Source organism: Erwinia sp. (assembly GCF_031978025.1).
GTDB lineage: Bacteria > Pseudomonadota > Gammaproteobacteria > Enterobacterales > Enterobacteriaceae > Erwinia.
Genome location: NZ_DALZCD010000257.1, coordinates 1 through 6,292, shown reverse-complemented (window position 1 = coordinate 6,292; position 6,292 = coordinate 1). Strand labels below are relative to the sequence as shown.

The 6,292-nt window shown below is 57.4% G+C and carries 9 protein-coding genes and 1 pseudogene; 6 read left to right on the top strand and 4 right to left on the bottom strand.

Going from position 1 to position 6,292, the window contains the following annotated elements:
• Nucleotides 1-28: 28 nt before the first annotated feature.
• Genes RTK32_RS17495 through RTK32_RS17485 form a run of 3 tightly spaced genes read left to right on the top strand, consistent with a single transcriptional unit; the run spans nt 29 to nt 2,071 of the window.
• Nucleotides 29-415: a VOC family protein gene (locus RTK32_RS17495; RefSeq protein WP_312046208.1), complete on the top strand. Its 387-nt coding sequence runs from the start codon at nt 29-31 to the stop codon at nt 413-415.
• Between the two features lie 49 nt (nt 416-464).
• Nucleotides 465-1,766 carry a tRNA lysidine(34) synthetase TilS gene (tilS, locus tag RTK32_RS17490; protein ID WP_312046202.1) on the top strand — a complete coding sequence of 434 codons (1,302 nt, stop codon included), beginning with the start codon at nt 465-467 and terminating at the stop codon, nt 1,764-1,766.
• Nucleotides 1,763-2,071, top strand: coding sequence for a cytochrome c (locus tag RTK32_RS17485; RefSeq protein WP_312046200.1), 309 nt, complete (start codon nt 1,763-1,765; stop codon nt 2,069-2,071). The genes tilS and RTK32_RS17485 overlap by 4 nt, the downstream gene beginning before the upstream one ends.
• A gap of 36 nt (nt 2,072-2,107) precedes the next feature.
• Here RTK32_RS17485 and rof read toward each other — a convergent pair whose 3' ends face one another.
• Both rof and RTK32_RS17475 read right to left on the bottom strand, forming a co-directional pair.
• Nucleotides 2,108-2,368 carry a Rho-binding antiterminator gene (gene rof / locus RTK32_RS17480; RefSeq protein ID WP_409451111.1) on the bottom strand — a complete coding sequence of 87 codons (261 nt, stop codon included), beginning with the start codon at nt 2,366-2,368 and terminating at the stop codon, nt 2,108-2,110.
• Nucleotides 2,355-2,555 (bottom strand): YaeP family protein, encoded by a 201-nt coding sequence (locus RTK32_RS17475; RefSeq protein WP_312046204.1) that lies wholly within the window; start codon nt 2,553-2,555, stop codon nt 2,355-2,357. Before RTK32_RS17475 ends, rof begins: the two co-directional genes overlap by 14 nt.
• A 129-nt stretch (nt 2,556-2,684) precedes the next feature.
• Between RTK32_RS17475 and RTK32_RS17470 the strand changes: the two genes are divergently transcribed.
• The 3 genes from RTK32_RS17470 to RTK32_RS17460 are packed head-to-tail and all read left to right on the top strand — an operon-like array spanning nt 2,685 to nt 4,082.
• Nucleotides 2,685-3,236, top strand: coding sequence for a YaeQ family protein (locus RTK32_RS17470; protein WP_312046198.1), 552 nt, complete (start codon nt 2,685-2,687; stop codon nt 3,234-3,236).
• Nucleotides 3,233-3,655 (top strand): alternative ribosome rescue aminoacyl-tRNA hydrolase ArfB, encoded by a 423-nt coding sequence (gene arfB, locus RTK32_RS17465; RefSeq protein WP_312046196.1) that lies wholly within the window; start codon nt 3,233-3,235, stop codon nt 3,653-3,655. The genes RTK32_RS17470 and arfB overlap by 4 nt, the downstream gene beginning before the upstream one ends.
• 22 nt (nt 3,656-3,677) lie before the next feature.
• The gene (locus RTK32_RS17460) at nt 3,678-4,082 is read left to right on the top strand and encodes a copper resistance protein NlpE N-terminal domain-containing protein (RefSeq protein ID WP_312046194.1); all 405 of its coding nucleotides are present in this window, start codon (nt 3,678-3,680) and stop codon (nt 4,080-4,082) included.
• Nucleotides 4,083-4,112: 30 nt separating this feature from the next.
• Here RTK32_RS17460 and proS read toward each other — a convergent pair whose 3' ends face one another.
• Complete coding sequence (proS, locus tag RTK32_RS17455) at nt 4,113-5,831, bottom strand: proline--tRNA ligase (protein ID WP_312046193.1); 1,719 nt, start codon at nt 5,829-5,831, stop codon at nt 4,113-4,115.
• Nucleotides 5,832-5,937: 106 nt separating this feature from the next.
• A pseudogene (locus tag RTK32_RS17450) lies at nt 5,938-6,292 on the bottom strand (TrmO family methyltransferase); the annotation flags it as partial.

Here is a 6,292-nt window from a genome sequence, read left to right as displayed (position 1 = left end):
GCCGGAAGCTTTTATTCAGGAGAAAGACATGTTTATCAGGAAAGTGCACCATATTGCTATTATCGCCAGCCATTATGAAGCCAGTAAGGCTTTCTATTGCGACGTGCTGGGTTTTACGCTGATGGGAGAGGTTTATCGGGAAGCCCGGGACTCCTGGAAAGGCGATCTGGCGCTGAACGGTGAATACGCTATTGAGCTGTTCTCCTTTCCGTTCCCACCTGCCCGTCCGGACGGACCGGAAGCCTGCGGCCTGCGCCACCTGGCGTTCAGCGTGGAAGATATAGATGCGGCAAAACGCCATCTTGAAGAGAAAGGGGTCAGCTGCGAGGCCATCCGCGTCGATCCGCTGACGGACAAGCAGTATACCTTCTTTAAAGATCCGGACGGTTTGCCGCTGGAGCTTTATCAGGCGTAAAATAGTGCCTGGCCGCGTTCGGCCGGGCCTTTTTGCTTCAGGGATTTGCATGTCACTGTCCGATCTTCAACATCATCTCGCCGGACAACAGCACCTGCTGGTGGCTTTCAGCGGCGGACTGGATTCCAGCGTGCTGCTGCATCAGCTGGTCTGCCTGCGTCAGCAGCACGCCCTCTCTTTACGCGCTATCCATATTCATCACGGCCTTAATCCGCTGGCAGCAGACTGGGTGACACACTGTCAGCAGCAGTGTGCGCGCTGGCAGGTGGCGCTGGAAGTGGTGCACGTCAGAGTTGACGGGCGCAAAAAAGGTATCGAGGCCGCTGCCCGTGAGGTGCGTTATCAGGCGTTTCGTCAGCATCTTCAGCCTGGCGAATGCCTGCTGACCGCGCAGCATCTGGATGACCAGTGCGAAACGCTGTTGCTGGCGCTGAAAAGAGGCAGCGGGCCAGCCGGGCTTGCTGCTATGCCAGCCCGCGCGACGTCAGGTTCGCATCTGCACCTGCGGCCTCTGCTGACGCAAACACGCGCGCAGCTGGAACAGTGGGCGGCGGAGCATCAGCTGAGCTGGATTGAAGATGACAGCAATCAGGATACACGCTACGACCGTAACTTTCTGCGCCAGGTTATTCTGCCAGAACTGAGCGCGCGCTGGCCTCACTTTGCCCGAGCGGCAGCACGTAGCGCGGCTCTGTGCGGCGAACAGGAAAGGCTGTTGGATGAGCTGCTGGCAGAATCGCTCAGTGCATTAACAGACGAAAAGGGGACGCTGGCCATTGCGCCGCTGGCCTTAATGAGCGACAGCCGACGCGATGCGTTGTTACGACGCTGGATAGCGCGGCATCAGGGACTGATGCCTTCACGGGATGCGCTGGCGCGTATCTGGCAGGAAGTCGCCTGTAGTCGTGAAGATGCAGAGCCGCGTCTGTTGCTGGGTGATATTGAAGTCCGTCGCTTTCGCGGGCGCCTGTACTGGCTGCCCGTTACCGTATCGGTACGGCATGAAGTGCTCGCCTGGCCTGCCACGGCGGCGTCGCTGCTGTTACCTGCTAACCTGGGCAGACTGATACGCGGCGAAACCGGCATCAGGGTACGTGCGCCGCAGACTGATGAAGACGTTAGCGTGCGCTTTCAGGCGCAGGGCAGTATCCACATCGTCGGACGCGCGGGCAGCCGACCGATAAAAAAAATCTGGCAGGAGCTTGGCGTGCCCCCGTGGCTGCGCGAGCGTACGCCGCTGCTGTTTTATGGCAATCAGCTGATTGCCGCCGTGGGCGTTTTCGTCACCCGTGAAGGCGACCCGAAAGAGCAACCCGGCTGGCAAATCAGCTGGCAACAGGATGAGCAATGAAAAAAGTAATCGTATCGGCACTGCTGCTGGCGACCAGTTTTTCCACGCTGGCAGGCAATGCACAGAATGGCCAGCAAAAAGCCGCCAGCTGCCAGGGCTGTCACGGTGCAGCGGGCAAAGCCGCCGTTTCACTGTATCCTAATCTGGCGGGCCAGCACGCGGACTATCTCGACCATGCGCTCCATGCCTATCAAAAAGGCGAGCGTAGCGGCGGACAGGCGGAAGTAATGAAAGCTTTCGTGGCGGGGTTGAGCGATGACGATATGGCAGATCTGGCGGCTTACTATGCGAGCCTGAAGCCCTGACGACGGAGGGCGGAATAGCTTCCGCCCGATTGGAGGTTAGTCAGACTCGCTGACCACGACGGTACCCAGTTCAGGGTGGCTGAAACTGGCGATATGATCCAGGCGTAGCTCGCGGATCTCGCCTGAGAGATCGACGACCAGGTATTCCACCTTCTTGCGTAACAGGATATCTGTCGCTTTCGCCTTCAGCTGCTCGCCGTCTTTTAACGCCAGCGCCAGCGTCAGCTGTTTCTGACAGGCAAGTTCCAGATTGTCGTAATCATCGCAGTTGATCGGTCGGTATTCATTCGTCAACATAATCGCTCACCAATAAGTTAGCAGCAGCAAAAGCTGCCTGTTCCCTGATTGAAGAGTGTAGCTCAGGATTTGCCGCTACCTCATTCAGTGCTTTTAAAACGCAACTTATGGCGTCCGGCACGTATCCCAGATCGCCGCTGCCGATTTCAGCATATTTACGACGAACTAATTCACAATACTTTTGCACATGCACCTCAAGAATTTTCTTTGGCGACCCGACGACTATAACACAGGATTTCAGGGGAAATCAGCCAGTCGTAGCGTGATTTGCTGCCCGCACGGGTTACAATGCCCGCCAACAACGATAAGGAATACCATGGCACTCAAAGCAACAATTTATAAAGCCACCGTCAACGTGGCCGATATGGACAAAAACGTGTTTCTGGACAGCGTGCTGACGCTGGCCCGACATCCTTCCGAAACGGAAGAAAGGCTGATGCTGCGCCTGCTGGCATGGCTGGTCAATGCGCACGAAAGGCTGACCTTTACGCGTGGCCTGAGCGCGGAGGACGAGCCGGAAATCTGGCTGATGAACGATCACAACGGTATTGAGGTCTGGATCGAGCTGGGACTGCCGGACGAGCGGCGGCTAAAGAAAGCCTGTAATCGCGCAGCCCGCGTATACTTGTATACTTATAACGCCCGCGCCGCGCAGATATGGTGGCAGCAAAATCAGGCTAAGCTTCAACAGGAAAACCTGACCGTGCGTTTTTTGGATGATGAGCAGCTGAAAGCGCTGACGAAGATCGCTTCACGCTCTATGACGCTGCAGGCGACGATTCAGGACGGTACTATCTGGCTTTCAGACGAGCAGCAGCATCTGGAACTGCGCTTTACCGACTGGCTGCTCGACGGTAAACCGGCATGATTGTGCTGTCACGCCAGGCGACCATTCCCGATAGCGAGCTGGAGCTGACCGCTATCCGAGCGCAGGGGAACGGCGGGCAGAACGTCAATAAAAGCTCTACGGCTATTCATCTCCGTTTTGATATTCGCGCCTCCAGCCTGCCTGAGTTCTACAAAGAGCGTCTGCTGGCGGCCAGCCACCATCTGATTACGCCGGAAGGGATAGTGATCATCAAGGCGCAGGAGTATCGCAGCCAGGAGATGAACCGTGAAGCAGCACTGAAAAGGCTGGAAAACCTGATTCAGGAGCTGACGGTAGTGGAAAAGACACGGCGGGCCACGCGGCCTACTCTGGCTTCTAAAAAGCGGCGGCTGGAGGGCAAGGCGCGCAAAGCGAGCACCAAATCGCTGCGCGGAAAAATGCGGCGCGTACCTGACTGATTGGATAGCTAAAGGAGGGAAAGTGAAAAAAGTGCTGGTGGTGCTGATGTTATCGCTGTTCTTTGGCCCGCTGATGGGCTGTCAGAACTACGATGCGGCGGCAACGGCGAAGCCGCGCGAAGCGCAGGTGCAGACTTATCGAGGCGTGATTCCCTGCGCCGATTGTGAAGGCATTCAGGTTACGCTCTCTTTGCAACAGGGTGGGCGCTACCGGTTGCAGGAGCGCTATCTAAGTTCAGACCACGTTGAAAATCAGCAGCAGGGCCACTGGACGCGAACGGCGGAAAAGCTGGTGTTGGTGTCGGATCGGGGTGAGAAGCGTTACTTTCGACCGCGTGAAGGCGGGCTGGAGATGACGGATGCAGGCGGTGGAGCAATATCAACCACGTTGAACTATCGGCTGGCGCCGGCAGAGGCGGGCAGCTAAGCGGCGGACAACATGCCCGCCGCCTGACTATCACTGAGTGATTTCGGCCAGCAGGAAATCCAGAATTTCGCCGGTTTTAATCATCTGTTTCTCGCCCGCGCGGCGGGATTTGTACTCCACTTCCTCGCTGTCGAGATTACGGTCGCCGATCACGACGGTGTGCGGTACGCCAATCAGCTCCATATCGGCAAACATCACGCCAGGACGCTCTTTGCGATCGTCAAGGATCACATCGATACCTTTGGCGCGCAGCTGGTTGTACAGCTCTTCTGCCAGCTCCTTCACGCGGAAGGATTTATGCATATTCATTGGCAGAATGGCGACCTGGAACGGGGCCAGCGCCGCAGGCCAGATAATGCCGCGCTCGTCATGGTTCTGCTCAATAGCGGCGGCCACGATACGCGTGATGCCAATCCCGTAACAGCCCATCGTCAGCACCTGATTACGGCCATCTTCGCCCTGCACGGAAGCTTTCATCGCTTCAGAATACTTGGTGCCAAGCTGGAAGATGTGGCCCACTTCGATACCGCGCTTGATCAGCAGCGTGCCTTTACCGTCCGGGCTGGCGTCGCCTTCCACTACGTTGCGCAGGTCGGCCACGCGCGGCAGCGGCAGATCGCGCTGCCAGTTAATGCCGGTCAGGTGTTTGCCGTCCTTGTTTGCGCCCGCGCAGAAATCGCTCATCATCGCGACGGTACGGTCAACCACAACCGGCAGCGTCAGGCCCACAGGACCCAGAGAGCCCGGACCCGCGCCTGTAGCCGCGCGAATAGCTTCTTCGGTCGCGAACGTCAGCGGCGCGGCGACGATATCAATTTTTTCGGCTTTGATTTCGTTCAGCTCGTGGTCGCCGCGCACAACCAGCGCAACCAGCGAATGGCCACTCTCTTTGGTCGCCTCTACCAGCAACGTCTTCACGGTCTTCTCAATCGGCAGCTTGTGTTGTTCAACCAGCGCCGCGATAGTTTTCGCGTTCGGCGTGTCGATTTCTACCATTGGCTGAGTCGCGTCCGCGCGGCTGCCGGCTGGCGCAACGGCTTCGGCCAGTTCGATATTTGCCGCGTAGTCAGAATCGGTTGAAAACACGATATCGTCTTCGCCGCTCTCGGCCAGCACCTGGAACTCATGGGAGGCGCTGCCGCCGATCGAGCCGGTATCAGCCTGTACGGCACGGAAATCCAGGCCCATACGCGCAAAGCTCTGGCTGTAGGCACGATACATATCGTCGTAGGTTATCTGCAGCGATTCCTGCGAAGTATGGAACGAGTAGGCATCTTTCATGATGAACTCGCGCGAACGCATTACGCCGAAGCGAGGACGGACTTCATCGCGGAATTTGGTCTGGATCTGGAAAAGATTCAGCGGCAGCTGCTTATAAGAGCTCAGCTCATTGCGGATCAGATCGGTGATCACTTCCTCGTGCGTAGGGCCAAGCACAAAAGGGCGGTCGCCACGATCGACCAGGCGTAGCAGCTCCGGCCCGTACTGCTCCCAGCGTCCGCTCTCCTGCCACAGATCGGCAGGCTGCACGACCGGCATGGAGATTTCGATAGCACCCGCGTTGTTCATCTCTTCGCGCACGATGTTTTCGACTTTTTTCAGAACGCGCAGGCCGGTCGGCAGCCAGGTGTACAACCCGGAAGCCAGTTTGCGGATCATCCCGGCGCGCAGCATCAGCTGGTGGCTGATCACTTCAGCGTCGGCAGGCGTCTCCTTCTGGGTGGAGAGCAGATATTGAGTAGTACGCATGAGTTACGATTCCAGTTAAGCAGAAAGCTACATTAAGCCAGGCTAAATAATTGCTGGCGGCTAGTGTACCAGCGTGGTTAGCGACTCAAAAGAGACAGAAGATAAATTAACGGCGCTCTACGGCGGTCACCAGCGTCCCGGAGGCATCGACGCGCCAGCGTACGTTGAAATCGAGCAGCCAGGCGGCATATTCCCGTTCCGGCTCTTCGCCTTTACGGTAGGCAGGACGCGGATCCTGGGCCAGCACTTCGGCGATAAACCTTTCCAGGTTTGGATAATGTGCGCCGTGCTGCGCAATCTGTTGAACGGCCTGTGGTGAGAACGTTACCGGCATAGAGGCTTCCGGCGCCTCTTGTGCAAAGCCCGCTCGCGCCGTGGGGATCGATTCGGCGAAAGGCAGATAGGGCTTGATATCCACTATTGGCGTACCGTCAACCAGATCCAGACTGCCCAGTTCCAGC

Bases quoted from the DNA above. Each gene is read 5' to 3' on its own strand.
- arfB (WP_312046196.1), top strand. From the start codon at position 3,233: ATGATTGTGCTGTCACGCCAGGCGACCATTCCCGATAGCGAGCTGGAG.
- RTK32_RS17470 (WP_312046198.1), top strand. From the start codon at position 2,685: ATGGCACTCAAAGCAACAATTTATAAAGCCACCGTCAACGTGGCCGAT.
- RTK32_RS17495 (WP_312046208.1), top strand. From the start codon at position 29: ATGTTTATCAGGAAAGTGCACCATATTGCTATTATCGCCAGCCATTAT.
- rof (WP_409451111.1), bottom strand. From the start codon at position 2,368: ATGTTGACGAATGAATACCGACCGATCAACTGCGATGATTACGACAAT.
- proS (WP_312046193.1), bottom strand. From the start codon at position 5,831: ATGCGTACTACTCAATATCTGCTCTCCACCCAGAAGGAGACGCCTGCC.
- tilS (WP_312046202.1), top strand. From the start codon at position 465: ATGTCACTGTCCGATCTTCAACATCATCTCGCCGGACAACAGCACCTG.
- RTK32_RS17485 (WP_312046200.1), top strand. From the start codon at position 1,763: ATGAAAAAAGTAATCGTATCGGCACTGCTGCTGGCGACCAGTTTTTCC.